This is a genomic window from Oceanobacillus sp. CAU 1775, assembly GCF_054482815.1.
In genome coordinates this window covers 230235-251991 of record NZ_JBTLRO010000003.1, presented here as the reverse complement: position 1 = coordinate 251991, position 21757 = coordinate 230235, and the positions used below count along the sequence as shown (strand labels likewise).

At 34.7% G+C, this 21757-nt stretch carries 20 protein-coding genes and 2 riboswitches; of the genes, 7 read left to right on the top strand and 13 right to left on the bottom strand.

All coding sequences use genetic code 11. From position 1 onward, the window contains the following. Positions 1 to 3: 3 nt before the first annotated feature. The 3 genes from ACXYMZ_RS07355 to ACXYMZ_RS07345 form a co-directional block, all read right to left on the bottom strand. Positions 4 to 1176 carry a hydroxymethylglutaryl-CoA synthase gene (locus ACXYMZ_RS07355; protein ID WP_458947738.1) on the bottom strand — a complete coding sequence of 391 codons (1173 nt, stop codon included), beginning with the start codon at positions 1174 to 1176 and terminating at the stop codon, positions 4 to 6. Between the two features lie 209 nt (positions 1177 to 1385). Continuing rightward, entirely contained in the window at positions 1386 to 1952 is a 567-nt protein-coding gene (locus ACXYMZ_RS07350) for an NADPH-dependent FMN reductase (RefSeq protein WP_458947737.1), read from the bottom strand. Positions 1953 to 1958: 6 nt separating this feature from the next. Further along, positions 1959 to 3023: an LLM class flavin-dependent oxidoreductase gene (locus ACXYMZ_RS07345; RefSeq protein ID WP_458947736.1), complete on the bottom strand. Its 1065-nt coding sequence runs from the start codon at positions 3021 to 3023 to the stop codon at positions 1959 to 1961. A gap of 545 nt (positions 3024 to 3568) precedes the next feature. Here ACXYMZ_RS07345 and ACXYMZ_RS07340 point away from each other — a divergent pair. After that, positions 3569 to 4432, top strand: coding sequence for a GNAT family N-acetyltransferase (locus ACXYMZ_RS07340; protein WP_458947735.1), 864 nt, complete (start codon positions 3569 to 3571; stop codon positions 4430 to 4432). A gap of 61 nt (positions 4433 to 4493) precedes the next feature. Here the strand turns inward: ACXYMZ_RS07340 and ACXYMZ_RS07335 are convergent, their stop codons facing one another. The 3 genes from ACXYMZ_RS07335 to ACXYMZ_RS07325 are packed head-to-tail and all read right to left on the bottom strand — an operon-like array spanning position 4494 to position 6168. Continuing rightward, positions 4494 to 4913 (bottom strand): hypothetical protein, encoded by a 420-nt coding sequence (locus ACXYMZ_RS07335; protein WP_458947734.1) that lies wholly within the window; start codon positions 4911 to 4913, stop codon positions 4494 to 4496. A 29-nt stretch (positions 4914 to 4942) separates the two neighbouring features. Continuing rightward, positions 4943 to 5728, bottom strand: a complete 786-nt coding sequence (locus tag ACXYMZ_RS07330) for a hypothetical protein (protein WP_458947733.1) — start codon at positions 5726 to 5728, stop codon at positions 4943 to 4945. A 26-nt stretch (positions 5729 to 5754) separates the two neighbouring features. Continuing rightward, a complete protein-coding gene (locus ACXYMZ_RS07325) occupies positions 5755 to 6168 on the bottom strand; it encodes a hypothetical protein (RefSeq protein WP_458947732.1) in 414 nt (137 codons plus the stop codon). 331 nt (positions 6169 to 6499) lie between these two features. Here ACXYMZ_RS07325 and ACXYMZ_RS07320 point away from each other — a divergent pair, with 331 nt between their 5' ends. From ACXYMZ_RS07320 to ACXYMZ_RS07305, 4 genes are all read left to right on the top strand, one after another. Then, the gene (locus tag ACXYMZ_RS07320; protein WP_458947731.1) at positions 6500 to 6889 is read left to right on the top strand and encodes an RDD family protein; all 390 of its coding nucleotides are present in this window, start codon (positions 6500 to 6502) and stop codon (positions 6887 to 6889) included. 187 nt (positions 6890 to 7076) lie between these two features. Continuing rightward, positions 7077 to 10340 carry a 7TM diverse intracellular signaling domain-containing protein gene (locus ACXYMZ_RS07315; protein WP_458947730.1) on the top strand — a complete coding sequence of 1088 codons (3264 nt, stop codon included), beginning with the start codon at positions 7077 to 7079 and terminating at the stop codon, positions 10338 to 10340. 22 nt (positions 10341 to 10362) lie between these two features. Next, entirely contained in the window at positions 10363 to 11058 is a 696-nt protein-coding gene (locus tag ACXYMZ_RS07310; protein WP_458947729.1) for a response regulator transcription factor, read from the top strand. Between the two features lie 104 nt (positions 11059 to 11162). Next, on the top strand, positions 11163 to 11291 hold the full coding sequence (locus tag ACXYMZ_RS07305) for an anti-repressor SinI family protein (protein ID WP_458947728.1): 129 nt from the start codon (positions 11163 to 11165) through the stop codon (positions 11289 to 11291). 141 nt (positions 11292 to 11432) lie between these two features. On the opposite strand, the gene ACXYMZ_RS07300 is transcribed toward ACXYMZ_RS07305, so the two are convergent. After that, positions 11433 to 12062, bottom strand: a complete 630-nt coding sequence (locus ACXYMZ_RS07300; RefSeq protein WP_458947727.1) for a glycerol-3-phosphate acyltransferase — start codon at positions 12060 to 12062, stop codon at positions 11433 to 11435. Positions 12063 to 12560: 498 nt separating this feature from the next. Further along, a complete protein-coding gene (locus ACXYMZ_RS07295; protein ID WP_458947726.1) occupies positions 12561 to 13760 on the bottom strand; it encodes a phosphoglycerate dehydrogenase in 1200 nt (399 codons plus the stop codon). Between the two features lie 107 nt (positions 13761 to 13867). After that, positions 13868 to 13945: riboswitch (glycine riboswitch) on the bottom strand. Positions 13946 to 14041: 96 nt separating this feature from the next. Next, a riboswitch (ZMP/ZTP riboswitch) is annotated at positions 14042 to 14123 on the bottom strand. A gap of 134 nt (positions 14124 to 14257) precedes the next feature. Between ACXYMZ_RS07295 and ACXYMZ_RS07290 the strand changes: the two genes are divergently transcribed. Next, on the top strand, positions 14258 to 14722 hold the full coding sequence (locus ACXYMZ_RS07290) for a flavodoxin domain-containing protein (protein ID WP_458947725.1): 465 nt from the start codon (positions 14258 to 14260) through the stop codon (positions 14720 to 14722). Between the two features lie 42 nt (positions 14723 to 14764). On the opposite strand, the gene ACXYMZ_RS07285 is transcribed toward ACXYMZ_RS07290, so the two are convergent. Further along, positions 14765 to 16210, bottom strand: a complete 1446-nt coding sequence (locus tag ACXYMZ_RS07285; protein WP_458947724.1) for a protein adenylyltransferase SelO — start codon at positions 16208 to 16210, stop codon at positions 14765 to 14767. A gap of 377 nt (positions 16211 to 16587) precedes the next feature. Between ACXYMZ_RS07285 and ACXYMZ_RS07280 the strand changes: the two genes are divergently transcribed. Further along, complete coding sequence (locus ACXYMZ_RS07280; protein WP_458947723.1) at positions 16588 to 19119, top strand: EAL domain-containing protein; 2532 nt, start codon at positions 16588 to 16590, stop codon at positions 19117 to 19119. A gap of 56 nt (positions 19120 to 19175) precedes the next feature. Here the strand turns inward: ACXYMZ_RS07280 and ACXYMZ_RS07275 are convergent, their stop codons facing one another. From ACXYMZ_RS07275 to ACXYMZ_RS07260, 4 genes are all read right to left on the bottom strand, one after another. Then, on the bottom strand, positions 19176 to 19838 hold the full coding sequence (locus ACXYMZ_RS07275) for a deoxynucleoside kinase (protein ID WP_458947722.1): 663 nt from the start codon (positions 19836 to 19838) through the stop codon (positions 19176 to 19178). Beyond that, positions 19835 to 20494: a deoxynucleoside kinase gene (locus tag ACXYMZ_RS07270; RefSeq protein ID WP_458947721.1), complete on the bottom strand. Its 660-nt coding sequence runs from the start codon at positions 20492 to 20494 to the stop codon at positions 19835 to 19837. The genes ACXYMZ_RS07275 and ACXYMZ_RS07270 overlap by 4 nt, the downstream gene beginning before the upstream one ends. Before the next feature lie 178 nt (positions 20495 to 20672). Further along, positions 20673 to 21059, bottom strand: coding sequence for a VOC family protein (locus ACXYMZ_RS07265; protein WP_458947720.1), 387 nt, complete (start codon positions 21057 to 21059; stop codon positions 20673 to 20675). Between the two features lie 257 nt (positions 21060 to 21316). Further along, on the bottom strand, positions 21317 to 21715 hold the full coding sequence (locus ACXYMZ_RS07260; RefSeq protein WP_458947719.1) for a VOC family protein: 399 nt from the start codon (positions 21713 to 21715) through the stop codon (positions 21317 to 21319). Positions 21716 to 21757 lie beyond the last annotated feature (42 nt).

Below are 21757 nucleotides of genomic sequence, written 5' to 3'. Positions count from 1 at the left end.
TACTTACAACGCTCTATTCACATAAACTCGCTGATTATCTTTAACTCCAGCTAAATAAATTGTCGCGGGATCACTTGTTGCATCTGCTTCATAATCCCCACCATTTACTGGCAATGTTTCTTCAAATACTTCTTCATACGTTTCTACGTTAACTTCTTGTCGATTAGCAAGCATTTCAGTATGATTATTTAAAACTAAAGCTTCTTTATAATTCGGCTGAATGATTCCTGAGAAGAATTCACCTACTGCTCCTGAACCATAACTATACAAGCCAATTCTTGAACCTGCTTTTAATCCTTGGTGTTTTTCCAGTAATGATAGTAAACTTAGATATAGTGAACCTGTATAAATATTACCTACTATTCGGTTGTAGCTTGTACTTACTTGGTAGTTTTCTTGTAAACGTTCTTGGGTAGCCTCAGAACCTTCTTCTAAAACTGTGCGCAATGCTTTTAGCCCCATTTTTGTATATGGAAGATGATAACAAATCGCTTCGAAATCATCTAAACTACGACTTGTTTTCTCTTTGTACTGCTCCCAAACTTTATTGAAGAAAGCTATATATTGTTCATTCGAATATTTACCATCTACAAATGCGGTATCAGAGTGGATTGGTCGCCAGAAATCCATAATGTCATCTGTTAAATACGAACTATCTTCCTCTAAAGCAAGTATTTTAGGATCTTTGCTTAGAAGTAAAGCCACCGCTCCTGCTCCCTGTGTCGACTCACCAGGTGTATTTAAACCATATCTAGCAATATCAGATCCAAGTACAAGTACTTTGCTATCTGGATTCAAGGCGATATGTCCTTTTGCCATCTGAATTCCAGCAGTAGCAGCATAACAAGCTTGCTTCATTTCTACTGAACGAGCATATGGTTGGAGTCCTAATAATTGATGTACATATACAGCAGCTGATTTTGAGTGATCAATTCCTGTTTCTGTACCAAAAATAACCAAGTCAATCTTTTCGCGATCTGAATCATCAAGAATATTTAAAGCAGCATTTGCAGCCAATGTTACTGCATCTTGAGTAACTGGTGCTAATGCCATTTCGTCTTGACCAATCCCTATTGTAAATTTAGCTGGCTCTACATTTCTTGCTACAGCTAAGTTATTCATATCTACATATAAATGTGGGGAGTAAAACCCTATCTTATCTATTCCAATCTTCACTTGTTTATCTCCTTTGGTGGAAAAATTTCCTTATAGATATATGATAGACCATCATTTAAAGAGAAAGCAAGTATCAACTCCTATGACCAGGTATTAAACTTTGTTGAATAGCACTCAACTCGTACCCTTTTATATAAAAGTGCTCGCTACACTGCAATATAAAAAGAGCTTCAAACGAATGTATCCGTTCAAAGCCCACGTAATTTCAATCAAAAACCATATTCAGCTTCTTTTGCTTCCCGTTGTTCTGTTAGTGCTTTCGTTAGTAACACCGTATCTTCTATTAACCGATCAAGCCGAAAAAGAACATCGTCGTTTATAATTGCTTTCATATGGAAATCTTTTTCCTCAATGAAAACATAAGACTGTGTTGTCTGCCCTTTCATATATGAAATAATCGGTTTAATTTGTGTTTCTGGAATGAGAAAATGTTTTGAAGAACCTGCAGTTACGATCAAACTAATTACCTTATCCATAAATGCTTGCTCAGGTAATAAATCAAAAATATTTTTCAGTGTGGCTGGGATTGACGCTTGAAAAATAGGTGTACCAATCATAATAATATCAGCAGCCATCAAAGCTTTTGTAACATGTCCTGCATCGCCAGTATAATCCAAATAATTTCTTCCATCACTAAATGGGATATCATATTCAGCTAAGTCTAGCATGGTAATTTTAGCATCAGGATAGTCTCTATTTATTGCGTCTTCCACATATTTCATTGCGGTTCTTGTTTTTGAACCTACAATAGAACCTTGCAATAAAACAATGTTCATTTTGTTTCACTCCTCATCTTTCTTTGTATACTTACGAATAGCTGGTAAAATTTCATTACCGATTAAATCTATATTCTTCATGACATTTTCAAAAGGAACACCACCGAAATCCATTTGTGCAATGTAGCGTTGGTGACCAAACAATTCATATTGGTGTAGAATCTTTTCTATAATTTGTTGCGGACTACCTACATTCATCACGTCTCTGGTATCAACTGATTGGGCAAACTGTTGCTTAGGATAACCTCTGCCATTCGTCAGCTTCATCCCTTCATTAATATGCGGATAATATTCTCTCAGTGCCTGCTGCGTGGTCTCTGCTGTATAAAATAGACCTGCAGTTGCTACAGGAAGCTTATCAGGATCATGACCATTATTCGCCGCTGCTTCTCGATAAACATCAATTGAATATTTAAAACTAGTTGCAGGTCCACCTAATGTTGCTAAGAACATTGGTACTCCACGATTCCCAGCTTTAATCGCACTAGTAGGAGGGCCTCCGACAGCACGCCAAATGGGAAGTTTCCCTTCTTTTGGTCTCGGGATTACTTCTGCATTTCTTAAAGGTGCACGGAATTCACCGTTCCAGTTCACAACTTCATTTTCATTTATTTCTAAAAGCAATTCAAATTTTTCTTCATATAACTCTTCATAGTTACGTACATCATAACCAAGTAATTCAAAAAGTCCAACCCTTGAAGCTCTTCCAGCAACTATTTCTGTTCTGCCATTCGATATTAAATCTATCGTGGCAAAATCTTCATATACACGTACTGGATCAGACGTACTTACAATCGTCGATGAACTAGCAATTTTAATTTTTTCTGTTGCTTGAGCAATTGCAGCTAGAACAACAGAATGCGCTTGTGTTGTGAAATACTCTTGATGACTTTCACCTACACTGAAGAAATCCAAACCAGCTTGTTCCGCTAGCTTTGCTGCTTCAATAATTTCCTTTAAACGTTGCTGTGCAGGTATTCTTTTTCCTGTATGTGGATTTGTAATATGATCTCCAAGTGTATATAAACCAAATTCCAATCCATTATCTTTATTAATCCGATAAGCTTCCATTCATTGAACCACCTTTTAGTGTCCTTCACTATGTAATTTTCTTCTGCTATTTTCTATGATAAGTCGGTTACCATTGATAAGTATAATGTCCATTGTCAATTTTAAAGAATGATTAGCTTTAATTCAATTAATACGCTTAGAACAAAGGCGAAAGTGCCCGTTCAGCGACGAACAAACTGCGCCCCACAGGACGTGGGGTGGTTCAACGTTGCCACGTGATGTGGCGTTCTTAGTTGAACTTCCTTCTCGCAATGAGATAAAGGAAACACGGCGAGGTACGAGTCGATGTTGACTTTCACCACAAGGGTATAAGTGCGACTAAGCCTCTCGCAAGCGAATCGGCAAGTCTTCTTTATCGATTGAAGAAGTACGAAGTTTGATAGTCGCTGGGCGCTTGAGCCGGACGTGGCTATTCTTCATGCAAAGAGTTTTCCACGAAGACCAATTTCTATAGGATTGTATTACTGAATAACCTCCTTATTAATGCAAAAAATGAAGAAAGCTTTTATACTGAATGATGTAGTCGAACAGAAAGTAGGGATAAAATGGACATTCGTAAACTAGATGCTAGTGACTTTTTGCTAGTTAAAAATATGGATACAGGAATGGAAGATGATTATGTTCTTCGGGTTTTCCCTAGGTTAACTGAGGGAAATAATCATTTATTCGGATTGTTTATAGATGGCGAGCTCGCAGTAATTTGCGGCTTTACCATTTTCAAAAAGAAATATGCCATGCTTGGAAGATTAAGAAGTGACAAACGTTTTCGCGGTAAAAATTTGGCAACAACCTTAAATGAATTTGTAATCAAAGAAGCATTGCGAATGGATGGTGTGAAATGGGTTGGAGCGAATACGGAAGAAGATAATACTCCCGCAAGAAGGCTGTTAGAAAGATTAGGTTTGAAAGAACAAGCAATGTTACACGGTGCTGTGACAAATGACTTAAAAGAGATGTTCAAAAACAAACCCGCTTGGAAGGAAGTAACAAACCTATCCGAAAAGCAAAATTATGTAAATGAAGTTCTAATTAAAAACCAATTCATTTTTCCTTATGAATGCTATTATCCTTTTCCTGCTTCAGAAGAATTATTCAGTGGCGAGCTTGATTCATGGAACTTTTTCGAGAATCAGGATAAAACAAGGTTTTTCATTCTAAAAACCGATCGGAAGAAACATATGTATTGTCATGTTATTTATCCTTGGGATGATTTACATAAGCAAGAGGGTTTATGGGAAACAGTACAAATGAACTTTGAAAAAATAAAAGAAGAGCTAGAGGAAGAAGCTTTCGTTTGGATTGATTTAACAAAAGCTGAAGTGGAAAACTTACCATCGAATCATCCATTTAAGATTCCAGCAGCGTGGGTACTATATAGTGTGAAGGAAGATTTTTCTTCTCGTAGCTAGAAAATAAATAAAAGTGCATGAGCCTAGGTGGCCAATGCACTTTTATTATACCTTAAAACAATCAGTTACCGACTGCTTCTATCGCCTGAATCGCAGCGTGATAAATGGCATCTAATTCTGCAATAATATCCTTTTTTAATTCCTCGTTATTTTCGATTTCAGCTATAGCAGCAATTTTTTGATTTGCGTATGCCTGTATTGCTAAGACTCTTTTTTGAGACTCTGCTTCGACAAATCGATCGAGCTGTTCTTCTAGCTGTTTAAAATGAGCATCCAATTCCTCCTTTAAACGTCTTGTTTGTCGTACTTGTTCAGATTTAATATCCACATCTATTCTTTCAATAGACTGCGCTGTTTTATCTTTAAACCATGTGCCCAATAGATTTTCTATTGACTCATTCGCATAGACGATGCTCATACTACCAAATGTAACGAATAGAAACAGGAATAGAATAAGACGAAACTTTTTAAGATTTTTCACTCCAATCACTCCAAGTTAAATTGACGCTGCTAATTATTATTAATATTTGAAATCACTGCATCTAAAGCTGCTTTTGCTTCAGTTTCAAGCTCTAAAGCTTTCTCTACGATAACCGTTTGCTGTTCACTCACCATATCGTTTAATAATCCAGTAACAGCAGTTCTTAAGTCTTCTACCGCCCAATTAACTTGGCTATAAAGATTATTCGTAGTTACTGTTTCTTGACTTGCAAGTTCGTTTGCTAATTGATCTTGTGCTTGTCGAATTGCTTCTTCAAGATCTGATACTGCTTGATCCTGTGCTGAAGTAATATCTGTTGTCATTTGGTCGATTGCTGAATCACTTAAATCACCCACATACTCTGTTAAATCATTTGTTGCATATTCAAGCCCTTCATTTGTATTTCTTTGAATTTCAAAGTACCCATCAAGAAACACATTATAAAACTGCAACCCGATATTTTCTAATATTTCTTGTTGTCCTTCCTCTAGTTCATCTAAATGTTCTAACTTAGCTTGTACGATTGACTCTAGAGATTCACCCGTTGCAAGCTCTCTTCCTAAGTCGATATCAATGCCCGCTGCTACTTTCAAATCTTCATATTCCTCCGCTAATTCTACCGCCATATCGTCAGCATATGCCCCGACATCTGATTCAATAGAATCTACTGTTTGATTAAACATGGAGTCATACCATATCTTTAGTTGATCTCCCGCATTTGTACTTGCTAAGGCTGCCCCTGCTCCTGTAATAACCCCTACCGTTAATAAAAGTGCTACTACTTTCCCCTTAAAAGTACGTAAAAAGTTTTTCAATTTCTTCTCCCTCTCTTTTTCAATTTTTATTCTGCATTGATCAATTCGTTTATATATTCGATGATCTCTTTATCTATTTCTTCATCCACTTCTAGTAACTTTTGCTGTTCATATGCGGTTATACTTTCTCGACCGTCATCACTATTAAATAATTTTATTTCTGTAAGTAGCTCATCATAATAGTGATCAACGCTTCTAAGCGTCGTTTTCTTCTCTGTTTCGATAAATTGCTCTACTTCTTTTTCTACTGCGTTCTTCTCTCTTGGGAGATCCAAGAGTTGCTCTACTTCTGTTACGAACTGTTTAAAATTTGAATGGTGATTCAAAAGCGTGTGGTTATATAATTTCTGTGGTGTAATCTCTGGAGAAGCAGCTGTGTAAGCTGTTGAATATAGTAAAACCAAAACAATAATAACTACTATTTTTATCGCTTTTTTCATATCACCTCCCCCTCTCTTCACATCTATATTATTTCTACTTCAACTTTAACAGATTGAATAATATTAAAAATCGGAATCTTTAACCATTTAGTGTTTAGTAAATTAGATAGGCTAAATCTTCCGTGTAGGTCTTTTAATGAAGAATTTAGCATGAATCTTTTAGTAGAATACTCCCAGAATAAACAGAAGCGGTCTATTTTTCTTCTGGGAGGAAAATCTATTAAAAATCCTATAGTACTTCCTACATGTTTAAATAAATAATATTACTATAATGGAACCTTTATTTTGCTAAATCGTATATCATAGTAACTATACGAATGGAGGGTAACAGATGGAAGAGATAACGAAGAAAAGATTAAAAGCAATATTAATAGATACCTTTGTAAGTTCTACGGTCACGTATACTTTGGAATATTTCTTAAGAAAGAAAATCAAAAGTGAAGCATTTCATGCGCTTGTAACCCCAGGTGCTACACAATACTTATTGGAATACGCACAATTAAAAACGAGCGGCCAAACAATTGGTTACCGTGTAATGGGACTAGAACTACAAGACGAGACAGGACAAGAACTCACAAGTAAGCAAATACTAAAAAGAGCAGCCTATCGCGACACAGTGAGCTCAATAAAATATCTCAAAGACCGCAAAGCCTTTGAACAAGCCGAAGGAAAAGTATTTCCTCACGACACCTATGCAAAAACAATAGTTAGAGAAAAATAACCAAATATAGTTTAAGAAAAACAAAACAACGAAAAACCTCTATCCTTATAGCGTTAGAGGTTTTTGTTTATATATTAAGTAACACTCCAAATATCAAGAATTTTCCCACTTCCTATTTACAGAATAGATAGAATGTACTATATTTATAAAAAAGCACTAAAATTAAATAATAGATAGGTGATCTTTAGTGAATACATTAAAACTATTAAGTATATGCCTAATAACCTTATTCATTTCATCATTTTTTGTATTCACAGTTAATGCTTCACCATCATTTATTTTAGAACCAGATACTTCTGAACTACACTTAAGTCCTCATCTTGAAATACTAGAAGATAAACATCAAGAACTAACCATTGATGAGATTAGTAGCGGAAAATACGATGATGACTTTTTTTCCTTTGATGGGAAAGTCCCTAACTTTGGTTATACGAACTCGACTTACTGGACAAAGTTTTCATTCCAAAACAAATCCCAATTACATAACTGGATCCTGCAGGTTTCTTATCCACCATTAGATTATGTAACTTTATACATTCCTGACGAGACCGGTAATTTTACTGCAATAGAAACTGGTGACCTTCTTCCCTTTTCATCGAGAACAATTCCTCATAGAGATTTTGTATTCCATTTGAGCATGCCTGAAAATACAATAGAAACTTTCTATTTAGAAATTCAAACGGAAGGCTCTTCACAACTGCCTATTAAACTATTATCTGCTGAGAAATTTCATGGTAAGAGTTTAATCGAATATTTCATTCTTGGACTTTATTATGGATTAGGTTTAATTATGGTTGTTTATAATCTGTTCATATATTTCTCAATAAAAATGAGAAGCTATTTATGGTATGCCATCCTAGTCATCTTCGTTCTTTTTGCGCATTTCACATTAAATGGACTTTCTTATCAATATTTATGGCCTGATGCAAGCTGGTGGAATAACCGTGCCATTCTCTTTTTCATGGCAGCATCCAATACGACCGTTTTAATGTTTACTAAATCATTTTTAAATACAAAAATTTATACACCAAGAATAAATAAAATCCTTAACTGGGCAATCGCGATACAATTTATTTTAATTGGTGTTTTATTTGTAGATTATCAAACAGCCTTAAATTTAATTATCGGCATGATGTTTGTTGAAGTTGTACTTCTAATTATTACTTCTCTTATTAGCTGGAAAAATGGCAATCCTCCAGCTAAGTATTTTTTCTTTGGATGGATAATGTTTTTCATTGGAATTACCTTAAGCTCTATGTCAGATATTGGGCTGATTCCAACTAACTTTATAACCGCTTATGCATCACAGATGGGTTCGGGTATTGAAATTGTCCTCTTCTCACTTGCATTGGGATCTAAAATAAAATGGCTTCGGTTAGAGAAAGAAGTTCTTGAAAAACAAGCATTACAAAGTCAAAGTCTCGCAGTTCAACATTTACAGCAGGCAAATCAAATAAAAGATGAGTTTCTTGCCAATACATCTCATGAGCTTCGAACACCTCTTCAAGGGATTATCGGATTAACGGAAAATATTCTTACACAGGAGAATTTTTCAAAGGAAACACAGTATGAGTTGTCTCTCATTATCAAAAGCGGAAAAAAATTAAAGCATCTAATCAATGATTTACTTGATGCGTCTAAATTAAAATATCAAGAGATATCACTAGATGTAAGGCCAATTCATCTGTGGCAAATTACGGAAGTTGTTTGTCAGGTAAGTGCTGCAACACATGATAAGCAAATAACGATTAGAAATGAAATCGATCAAGATCTACCGATGGTAGCAGCAGATGAAATACGCTTACAGCAAATTTTATATAACTTAATTAGTAATGCTATTAAATATACGCCACGTGGAGAAATATGGATTACTGCTGAGCTAGAAGATCATTTTATCAAAGTACATATCCATGATACTGGCATAGGTATTTCTAGAAATGATCTCAAAGATATCTTTGACAATTATAAACGCGGAGAAAATATTGATGAAGTAGAAATCGGTGGAACAGGTATTGGATTATACATTACTCGACAGTTAGTCAACATTCAACAGGGTGAAATTTTCATTGAATCTGAATTGGGTAAAGGAACAACCGTAAGCTTTACGGTACCAATATTTGATAGGAATCAAGCTAATCTTTCTGTACCTAATGAACAAGATGAAATCGAAAATAGAGCTAGTATTCATTTACTGCCTTCCACCAAATTAAATAGCCAACCGAAGAAGCAAGGAAGAATATTAATTATCGATGACGAATCTATCAATATACACGTCTTAATTAATCACCTTTCCTATGAAGGCTATGAGACAATTACTGCTTATGATGGAGAAGAAGCAATTTCTATCCTTTCAAATCAACCGATTGATTTAGTTATCCTGGACGTCATGCTCCCTAAACTATCAGGCTATCAAGTCGCAAAAATAATAAGAGAATCATTTACACTTTCAGAATTGCCAATCCTTATGTTAACCGCCAAGTCACAGATTGATGATATCACCACAGCATTTCAATCTGGTGCTAATGACTATTTGATTAAGCCGTATGCGAAAGAGGAGCTACTGGCACGTGTGAATACCCTAATGACACTCAAACTCATGATGCAAGAATTAACGGAGGTGAATAGAGAACTTCAGATATTAAATAACTCTCTTGAGACTCAAGTCGAATTGCGAACCGCTGCACTCGAGGAAAGAACTTCTGAACTCTCGCAAATAAATACGGCTAGAAAACAATTAATGACGAATATTTCACATGAACTTGGAACTCCAATGACATCGATTAAAGGCTACGTAAAAGCAATGCTCGATGGTGTGATTAAGCCAGACAATGAGAAATACATTTCACTTGTTTACCAAAAGATTTTATTCATTGAACGACAGATACAGGATCTATATGAACTTGCTCGCTTGGAGTCTGGTCAATTAAGTTTTAACTGGGAAAGCGTGGATATTGAAACATTTATTACGACTTGTCTCCTTCGCTATGAAATCGATGTCCAAGAAAATAATCTTACATTTAAATATAACGAGGAACTACAAGACGATGAAAAAGCATATCTTTTAATAGTCGATATCGATCGCATACAGCAAGTCATGCACAACTTAATTTTTAATGCTTTTCGCTTTTCAAAAAGTGGTGGAGAGCTCTCTATTCACGTGAAAATAATTGAACAAACGTATCAAGATACACAAAAAAAAGCAAAGGAAACTAAATTTTTACAAGTAAGTGTTTGTGATAATGGAATAGGGATTGATCAAGAATCAATCAAGTATATTTTTAATCGTTTTTATCAAAAAGATGAAGGAAAGAATAGTAATTTAAACGCGAATTCAGGGCTTGGTTTAACTATCGCTAAAGAAATTATTACCTACCATAACGGAAGTATTTGGGCAGAAAGTGAGTATGGTACTGGAACTTGTATTTACTTTACTATTCCAGTAACCCGATAGACCTTGGAAGGGTGTAATCTTTATGAAGCGCGAAAAAATATTAATCGTAGAAGATGATTACGATATACAACATTTATTACAACTTTATTTTGAGAAAGAGTTCAAACTCCATTTTTCAAGTGATGGAGTTGAAGCATATGAAACTTTCACAGCTGTGTCACCAGACTTAATTATCTTGGACATCATGCTGCCAGGTTTAGACGGAATTGAAGTATGTAAAAAAATCAGGAAAGAAAATAAAGATGTACCTATTATCTTTTTAAGTTCAAAAAGTGAATATGATGATCGAATTCTTGGCTTAGAAATTGGTGCAGATGACTATATCATTAAACCATTTGACCCTGGAGAAGTTCTTGCTCGTGTGAAGGCACATCTGAGGCGGAAGAATATCGCTAAGCGTATTCAAAAGAAATCGAAAAACAGTAAGGTAATAGGAGATTTAGAAATTAATTTAGATGACTATTCCATTTTTCTTGATGGAAGAAAGGTAAAATTATTCACGAAAGAAAAACAGCTCCTTTTATTTTTGATTCAAGAACCAAACAGAGTTTTTTCCATTGAACAACTTTACAATCATATTTGGGGCGAAGATAAATTTGGAGACTTCAATACGGTTAAAGTTCATATTAGTAATTTAAGAAGGAAAATAGAAAAAGACCCGGCAAACCCTGTTTATATTCAAACTGTACGTGGGTATGGCTACAAATTTAATAGCTAAACATTTTTAAAATTTATTTTATTTTTTAACCTATTTTTTACCTTCATCTTCTACAATAAGAATAGTCCAAATCTTGTTGCTATTAGGAAGGGGAAAGGATCTACGTGTATGCTAACCAAATCGTTTCTGAAGTGATGCTGGATCAGGAGTGGGTATCCTTAATACAAGAAGCAAAGAATATCGGGTTAACAATAGAACAGATACGCGATTTCCTAACTAAAGAAAACACATAATCAAGTTTACAAGTACATCGAGATTAATTTAGGTGGGGCAAGTTAAATTTAAATACATCGTTTATTGGGGATATAGACATAAAGAAAAAACGGTACACAAGCAGATGATAGATGGCTTGTGTACCGTTTTTTAAAGTATCTTTAACCTCCAGTTGCTTCTCTTTGGAGCAAACTAGAAAGTTTTACTTCTTCTTTATTCATAATTCGTTTAATGTTATCCAAATGTTTAATGACAAATAAAACGGTAAACATAAATGCAATAAACGTTGCTCCTTGATTATAAATGAATGAAGTATACGTAACAAATGAGAGATAAGCGATAAACGTTCCGATCACAAAATAATTTGTGACAAAGGAAAAAATAAGAAAAAGAATGAATGCTACCAATGCGAACTTCCAGTTAAAGAATAAAAGAACCCCAAGGAAAGATGCTGTTCCTTTTCCTCCACTAAAATTCATGGTTATCGGATAATTATGTCCCACAATGACGAATAAAGCGTTGATATATAACAAAATAATTTGCGTTTCTGCAAGTAATTCTGTACGTGAGAATAGAATTGTAACTAACGTAAGAGATAAAATCGCTTTAAAAATATCAACGAATGCTACGAATGCAGCTGACTTCCAACCTAGTAATACAAAAGTATTTGTTGCGCCAGCATTCTTTGAACCATTATTCTTTATATTAATTTGTTTATATTTACCAATTATTTGGGAACCATTCATACAGCCAAATAAATAACCAATTAAGGCAATACTAATAAAATACATACTGTCCCCCCTTTAAATCAATGTATCCACCTACTTATTATAGCATGAAAAGGTAGTTAGACTAATACATTTTATGAAGATATTTCTTTTGGTGTGTCTGCATTATTTGATATTTTTTTGTTGGATTCGAGTTTGTTTTTTAGATTATCTCTTTAGAAATTGGGTGATGGTAAAAGTTCAATATGGTTAAGTGGAGAAACCCGCTTCGGAAATATACTACGCTTTCCGCGGGCGGCTGGTGAGCTTCCTCGTACGCTTTGCGTACTGCGGGATCTCACCTAAGCCTTTCCTCCCGCAGGAGTCTTCGTATATTTCCGAAGCTCATTCTGTTTTCTACTTCATCAATGTTGAAATCTCAAATTTAAACTTTAACAAATCTTAAAATTAAATAAAAATCATGTTGTCTTCTTTAATATGTTAGACAACATGACTTTTAAGCTTTTCAATATTTTATTAACTATGAGGAGTTTAATCACCCCATAATATATAAACAAACACTTAGATTACTCTTATACGAATAACGTCTTCGATTTGATTTATTTCAGATTCAATCCTTGTGAGGATATCTCCAGTGATCTCTTCGTCAATATCAATCATTGTGTATGCATAGCCACCACGGCTCTTGTTGATCATTGCTGCGATGTTTAGTTTGTTTCCTGATATAATGGTACTCATTTGACCAACCATATTAGGTACATTGTGATGAAATACTGTTATACGCTTTTTACCTGTGAATGGAAGTGATGCATTTGGGAAGTTAACTGCATTCACAATGTTACCTGTCTCTAGAAAATCTTTAACTTGTTTCGTAGCCATGATTGCACAGTTTTCCTCAGATTCTCTCGTTGACGCTCCTAGATGTGGTAAAGGTACAACGTTTCTCATCTGTAAAATCTTATCGTTTGGAAAATCGGTAATATACTTTCCTACGATACCAGCTTCTATTGCTTCTTCTAAGTCATCTTCATTTACAAGCCCACCACGAGAAAAGTTCAGAATATGTACCCCTGGCTGCATGATTTGAAATGCTTTTTTATTAAATAAATCCTTTGTTTCTTTTGTAAGCGGAACATGGACGGTAATAAAATCTGCTTCCTCAAAAACTTCTTCTACAGACATTGCTCGCTCAATATTTCTTGAAAGTTTCCAAGCTGTATCAATAGAAATATATGGATCAAAGCCGATTACATCCATATCTAAACTTAGGGCATCATTAGCGACTAGTGCACCTACAGAACCAAGCCCAATTACGCCTAGTTTCTTTCCTTTAATTTCTTTTCCTACAAATTGCTTTTTGCCTGCTTCGACTAACTGAGGTACTTGTTCTCCTTTACCTGTAAGGGTTTTTGCCCATTCGATGCCATCGAAAAGATTTCGTGAAGAAGCCATTAAGCTTGTTAGGACAATCTCTTTTACAGCATTCGCATTTGCTCCTGGTGTATTGAATACAACTACACCTTTTTCAGAATGCTTCTCAACAGGTATATTATTGACACCTGCTCCAGCACGGGCAATTGCTTTTAAATTTTGATCAAATTCTAATTCATGCATATTATAGCTGCGAACAACAATTGCATCTGGAGTTTCACTTGAATTATCTATTATATAATTGTCATTTTTAAAGACCTTGAGTCCATTCTCAGCAATATTATTTAAAGTCTTAATCGTCTTAACCCTGTCTAATGTTAAAGTTGTCATTTTTCTTTTTCTCCTTTAGTTTCATACTTTTGCTCATAAATTTTATAAACCAAAAAAAGATTGGAATATCCCAATCTCAAGTTAAAAGAAAATAACAAATAGACTTTGTTATTTCTTCTGTCCTTTTGCCTGAGATTTTGAACCCTTCGGCGTTGCATAAATGCATTCTCTCCAGAAGCTGCTCCTGCTATAGTTTTACCCATAACATTCGTCGCGTTAAATATTCATTTTGTGTCATCGCCTCCATTTAAAGTTAAAGAGGCAAGGAAAATAACCCCTTACCTCTCTGCCCAGACGATCGACAATTTTTCTGATCATGTACTCCCTTGCGGTTATCCGCGTTCGTCAGTTGCACAAGACGTTCAATTGATGTTACTTTAACAGATATATTACTTAAATTCAATAGGCAGAATTAGAATTAATATTAAATTTGAAATATTTTTCACTTGTAAACGCTTTTATTACCATTAAGATGAAAGAAAGGAGAATTAATGAATATGAAAAACATGAAAAAAGTATTAATGCTCTACACAAGCTTAACTGGAAACACAGAAATAATGGCAGAGGAAATGCTTGATGAATTAAAAAGTATCGAAAATATCCAGCTGGAATCAAAGTTATTTGATGAAAATATAGTTTCACCAAAAGATTTATTGAAGTATGATATTATCTTTTTCGGTATTTATACTTGGGTTGATGGTGATGTCCCAATTGATGCTGAAGAATTCTTTGACCGATTACATAAGATTGACCTAACTGGAAAAGTTTTTGGTATTTTCGGATCTGCGGATTCTAACTATCCTGATTATGGGACTGCGGTAACGATGTTTTATGAACAATTAGAAAAACTTGGCGGGACAATGGTTCCCGATCAAATTATTTCAAATGTAGAACCTACTGCAGAGGATTTGATTCGATGCCGAAAAATGGTGAGAGCCGCATTCGATAGTTTATCCCAATAATAAAAGCTACTCCTAAACTTATAACAAGGAGTAGCTTTTATATTAGGTTCCACAATACGTTTGATACGATGGGTCGTCTGATATTTTTTTCCTAGCGAACGCTTGCTGTTCCTTCGTGTGTGCAAAGGGATTTTCAAGCTTATTTACTAAGGACTTTGTAACTTCATAATTGTCTTTATTTACTGCAGCTTCTATCGCTTCTTCCACCCATGCATTCCTTGGGATTAATGCAGGATTATGATTTTTCATTAAAACATGCGCTTCTTTTTCAGATTCATTTTGTCGCCCTATTCTCTCCTGCCAACTTTGCTTCCACTTTTGAAAATCATCCATTTTTGCCATTGGAAAACCAGAGTAATCATCAAAAGTTAGGGCTAAGAAGGTATTCGTATAATCTACTTGGTAATGTTGCATCATGCTTAACAAACTTTCTATTAAGGCTTCGTCATTAGCTTCTTCATTAAATAAGCCTAGCTTTGCTCTCATTCCTTGATACCAATTTTTTCTATATGCAATCTGATAAGACGAGATTGCTTCTTGTGCTTTCTGAATCGCCTCATCTTTATTGTTAGCTAGCAAAGGCAAAATTGCTTCTGCAAATCGTGCAAGATTCCATCCACCAATGCTCGGTTGATTCATATACGCATATCTTCCATTGATGTCTATCGAACTAAAAACTGTTTTTTGATGATAAGTATCCATAAAAGCACATGGTCCATAATCAATTGTTTCTCCACTAATCGTCATATTGTCTGTATTCATTACCCCATGAATAAAACCAACCAGCTGCCACTTCGCAATCAAAGCTGCTTGTCTTTCAATAACTTTTAGTAAAAATGCTTCGTAAGGATTTTCTGCAGACTTAACTTCTGGATAGTGCCTGTCGATCGCATAGTCCGCAAGTGCGATTACATCTTCAATCTCACCGAACGCCGCAGCGTATTGAAACGTTCCGACTCGCAAATGACTTTCAGCTGTTCGTACAACAATTGCACCATCTAGGGTAATTTCGCGATGAACGTCTTCACCAGTTTTTACGACGGCTAGACTTCTCGTTGTTGGAATACCCAAATGATGCATTGCTTCACTTATGATGTATTCTCTAATCATTGGTCCTAGTGCTGCTCGTCCATCACCACCACGTGAAAAAGGAGTCTCTCCCCCACCTTTTAGCTGAATATCAATTCTTTTATTATCTGGTGTCATTTGTTCACCGAGAAGAATCGCACGCCCATCACCAAGCATTGTAAAGTTGCCAAACTGATGCCCAGCATAAGCTTGCGCTATAGGAGTCGTCCCAGGTGGGAGTTCATTGCCTGCAAGAATAGCAATTCCATTTTCCTTGTTTAGTTCTGCACTCAAACCTAATTCCTCACGAAGCCCATTATTAAAGAGAACAATTTCAGGGTTGGCTGCTTTCTGAGGGTTAGTCGCTGTATAAAATTTGCTTGGTAAATTTAAATAGCTATTTTCTAAATTCCATTCCATAGAAGAGTTGGTTACCATATGATCACCTTTAGTTAGTTTGACTTATGCTAGCATTATACGTATTTATAAGGAGTATTACCATTCCTGAAGATTTAACACTTGAAAAAAATTACAGTGCGTCGTGCTACTTTACATTATTCAACTTAATAAATTAGTGATATTATAACATTTCTAATATCAGTAATAGACTAAATTATGAGATAATGATATGATAGAACCATTACTTTCTACCCTTAATATTGAAAACAACTTATATTTTTACAAATTACTTGCTGTTATACTTATTTTAAAATACGAGTGATCGAAAAAACATAGATAAAATGTACTTAATAAAGAAGTCTTTACTTTTAAATCCTAAATTAATGAGGGGGATCATTATGTTTTCGAACACAAGGACCCAAGATAAATTAAAGAAATTATTAAATGAAAGGGTGCAACATACTTACTCAAACCTAGTTAAAAACTCTCCAAGTATCTTTTTAATTATTGGAGACTCTAGTGGCATAATTTTAGACGTTCAAGGAAACGTAAGCAAGCATATCCCCTTGGATAAAAAGAATTTAATCGGAAAAAGTTTTTTTGATTATATTTATGCGGAAGACATCGTTAAAGCAGAACAATCAATGGTTAGAATTTTAAATGGTGAGACACAGCAAGTAACTTTTCGTTTTTCAAATGGAAATGGAATTGCTATTCCTATTGGGGTAACGATGATTCCAATTATAGATGAGAAGGAAGTTCTTGGATTTTATGGATTAACGCATATGATCTCCGATGATGATCCATTATTTGATGAAAATATTGAATCACATGATCAGCTGCAATCACTGACCCATCATGCAGCAGAAATTATCAGTATCATCGATCCAAAAGGCATAATAAAATTCCATAGTCTTTCTGTCGAAGCTATTCTTGGCTTTACTTCAGAGGAAATGACTGGAAAAAATACGTTTGATTTTGTCCATCCAGAGGACGCACTTCATGCTAAAGAACTCTTTAATGAAATTTTACTTCGACCAAACGCTTCTTTTACAATGGAAATAAGAATGAAACATAAAAACGGGGACTGGCGAGACTTCAGAGTCATCTACACTAACTTATTAGATAATCCGAATATAAATGGTATCGTCTGTAATTTTGATGATATAACAACAATAAAAACACAAGAAAAAGAAATTCGTTATATGGCTTTTTATGATCATCTTACCCGCTTACCGAACCGGAGAGCATTCAAAGAAAAACTAGCTTTAGAAATACAGCTAGCAAGCGTTGAACAATATAAATTTTCCGTTCTCATTTTTAATATCGATGGCTTCAAGTTTTTAAATGATATGCGTGGGGAATACTTTGGAGATTTATTATTAGTAGAAGTAGCTAAAAAAATAAATGCAGTTCTTCATAAAGATATTGAAATGCTCGCTCGACTAGGTGCTGATGAATTTGCTATTTTAACAAAAAAGATTCATACAAACGAACAAGTAGAGAGAATTGCTCAAAGTATATTAGATATTTTTGAAAAGCCGTTTTTATTAAATAATTACACACTTTTCTTAACAGTAAGTGTTGGGATTAGTAACTATCCAGAGTCTGGGAAGGTCAGTAGTTCACTCATGCGAAATGCTGGGTTAGCATTATACCTTTCTGAAAAAGCTGGTTATCAAAAATACCATATCTTCTCACCTACAGCCAATATCGAAACGTATAAATTATTCACCTTAAGAAATGAATTAAGACAGGCTATACATAACAACCAATTTCTTATCTACTATCAACCTATCATTCATGGGGTTTCAAATGAAATTGTGGGAGTAGAAGCATTATTACGTTGGAATCATCCAGACTGGGGGATTGTGTCTCCGAATGATTTCATTCCCTTAGCGGAAGAATCAGGGTTAATTATTCCACTTGGTGAATGGGTTATAAAGACGGTCGTAAAACAAATCAAACAGTGGCATGATAATGGCTATATGATCAAATCAACCGTTAATCTTTCGCTTATTCAATTTTTACAAGTAGATTTAATTGATATGATTTCTAATACATTAAAAGAAAATGAGTTGGAACCAAAGTGGCTCACGTTAGAACTCACAGAAACAGTTATGTTAGAGCAAAAAGGAAGTATTTTAGAAAAAATAAATCAACTTCGTCAAATCGGTGTTCTAATCGCACTTGATGACTTTGGAGATGGGTTCTCTTCCTTTAGAAATTTAAAAGATGTAAAACCAGATTTTCTTAAAATAGACCGTTCCATTGTGAAAGATATTCCTACTGATTCAGATAGTACGGAAATGGTATCTTCCATCATTCAACTTGCCCATCGTTTAAATATAGCTGTGATTGCTGAAGGTGTTGAAACAACGGAACAAAAAGAATTCTTAGAAAAAATGAATTGCAACAGACTGCAAGGCTTTTTATTTAGTAAACCTGTGCCTAGTGAGGATATTGAAAAATTATTAACTAAAGAAGTACCGACTGAGCAAGAAGTGGACTTAATTAATAATCGTAGGCATTACTACCGAATTGAATTCCCTGTTCCCATTATAGGAAAAATGACTGTTTCAGAAATCAATAAAAAAGAAGTTACTATCGGAAACACCAATGTATTGATCGCAAATATCGGAACAGAAGGTTTGTGTTTCATTTCTAATATAAAAATACCAGCAAATGAATCTATAATCTTGAAATTTGAAACAACACTTCTCGGAAAAGAGAGAATCTTCTATGGCGCAATTGTTCATGAATCGGAATTGGATGAATTGAATCGCTATGGCGTCCAGTTTCAAATGAATGAAGAAGAGAAAGTAAAATTGAAAGAAGAATTAAGTCAGCTAGAGAACAGATTTAACAATGAACAATATCAAGCTAGTCTTCCTTTTACAGATGAAGATACTACTAGGTTTTTCATGTAAATAAAAACAACCTTAACTTCGATTAAGAACCTAGAAGTTAAGGTTGTTTTTCTATATTATCTTGGTGCCATCACATTTAAAGAACGACCAATTCTATCTAGAATAATATCGATTGACTCTTCTTCTTTTACAATATCGTAATCAGAAATATTCACGCGCAAAACGGGACAAGCTGTAAAACTATCAATCCAGTTGCTATAGCGTTCGTGCATTTCTTTCCAATAACTAATTGGTGTCTGCTTCTCCATTTCCCGTCCGCGCTCTTGGATTCTTTCTAGGACTTCTTCAAACGAGCCTTCCAAATAAATTAATAAATTAGGATGTGGGAAATATGGTGTCATGACCATTGCATCGAAAAGGTTACGGTAAGTCTCATAATCTATAGGTGACATTGTTCCTTTATCATAATGCATTTTCGAGAAGATCCCAGTATCTTCATAAATCGAACGATCCTGTACGAATCCACCACCGAATTCAAAAATCTTCTTTTGTTCCTTGAAGCGCTCCGCCAAGAAATAGACTTGTAAATGGAAACTCCATCGCTCAAAGTCTTGATAAAAATTTTCTAAGTACGGATTATTATCGACTTTTTCAAAAGAGGTTTTAAAATTTAAAGCCTGTGCCAAAGCCTTTGTCATCGTTGATTTCCCAACGCCAACTGTACCAGCAATTGTGATCACTGCATTATTTGGTATGTTATATTTCTCTCTTACATTCATCTCGGTTCTCCTGACTTTTCTTTGATTAGAAGTTTGTCTACATGTTGTGAAATAATCGCAAGAATACTATCTAAGTCTTCTTGACGGTTAATAAAATCAAATTTATCCCCATCAATTCGAATGACTGGAATAGATGGATGCTTTTTTTCAAATTCATCCATGAAAAAGTCATAATCTGCAGCTAATTGTTCTAAGTATGATGGCATTATATTTTGTTCAATTTCTCTTCCGCGTTTCTGAATTCTTTCTAGAATCGTATCCAGACCACCACTCAAATAAATAACCATATTTGGTAAAGGCATGTCCTTTGTAAGAATATCAAAAATTTGCTCATATTTATCAAGCTGGTTGTCTTTTAACGTACGATTAGCGAATATCATATTCTTCATCACATGATAATCTGCAACAACAGGCTTGTTATTTGTTAAAAACTCTTTCTCAATATCTTCTAACTGCTTATAACGGTTGCACAAAAAGAACATTTCTGTTTGAAAACTCCACTCACTGATATCATCATAAAATTTGCCGAGAAAAGGATTTTCCTCAACAATTTCTTTTAATAAATGAAATTCAAAATGACTGGATATCTTTTTTGCCAAAGATGTTTTGCCAATCCCAATAGGTCCTTCTACAGCAATAAAAGGTATCTCTGCCATTACGTCTCCCCCGATCTATTACTTCTATATTTAATTTTCATTTCAAAGCGTCATTTCATATTCTAACATAATTGAATTTCTTGTGAAACAGGTGGATTCTTTGCTTGGTGATTATTATAAATGAATTGTATTAGTTACGAGAAATAAAACAGCAATAACTGTATAAATAGCACTCTATTTATTCAATAGTAAAAATCCAAGTAACACCGAATTTATCCTTTAATGATCCGTGAAGTTTTGCAAAGAAAGTCGGTTGTAAGTCCATTTGAATGCTGCCTCCATCACTAAGCATGGTCCAAGCATTTTTTGCTTGCTCTTGAGAATTTAATTCGATACTAATTGCAACTTTCCCAGAATCTGAAGTTTGCCTTTTCATATCCGCTCCTAAAATCGTAGAGGACTCAGATATCCTCCACTCAGCATGTAATACGAGGTCTTTATCCGTTTCAGCCACTGGGAAATCAGGATTTGCTGGCATTTCACTATATTTTTGAATCGTAATGATTTCTCCATTAAATGCTTTTTGATATAGGTTGAACGCTTTCTCACATTCTCGATTAAACATTAAAAGGGTTTTATCATTTTAATCATTCTCCTTTTAGGTAAGGTTTTCCTCTCACCTGTTTTTTTGTAAATTTCAGTAGCATTTATGTGATTTTATATTTATAGAGTTTGATTTGCACTAACACTAAGATTCACGGTAGTAAAAAAGACCGCCTTATTGACGATCTCCTTGTTGTGTATATGCATCCGTTCGCTCAACTACAAACGCGCATGGTTTTTCATACTGAAGTGTTAACTTGTTACATGTGCCTCAAGACTTCAGGAAGGAAGATTTAATTGCCACGAGACTCCAAAGCGATCGTTTACCCAACCGAATTTTTTACTGAAACCATAGTCGTTTAAAGGCATTAGTTCTTGTCCATCTTCGCTCAGTTTCTCGTAAAGATTATTAAGTTCGTCTTCCGTATCACAAGTAATAAAAATTGAGATAGATGGTGTGAAATCGAATATATGTTTGATATAACTGTCACTGCACATGAACTCTTGACCTTTCAAACGAAAACTAGCTTGAATCACGGTGCCTTCTGGTCCATCTTCATTAGCCCCATATTTAACAACACTCGTAATTTCAGAGTCCTCAATAATCGATGTATAAAAATTCATCGCTTCTTCTGCGTTGCCATCTTGAAACATTAAAAAAGTTGATATGTTTCCCATTTTATCTTCCTCCTATATTTTCCAATGAATTTATTATAGTTG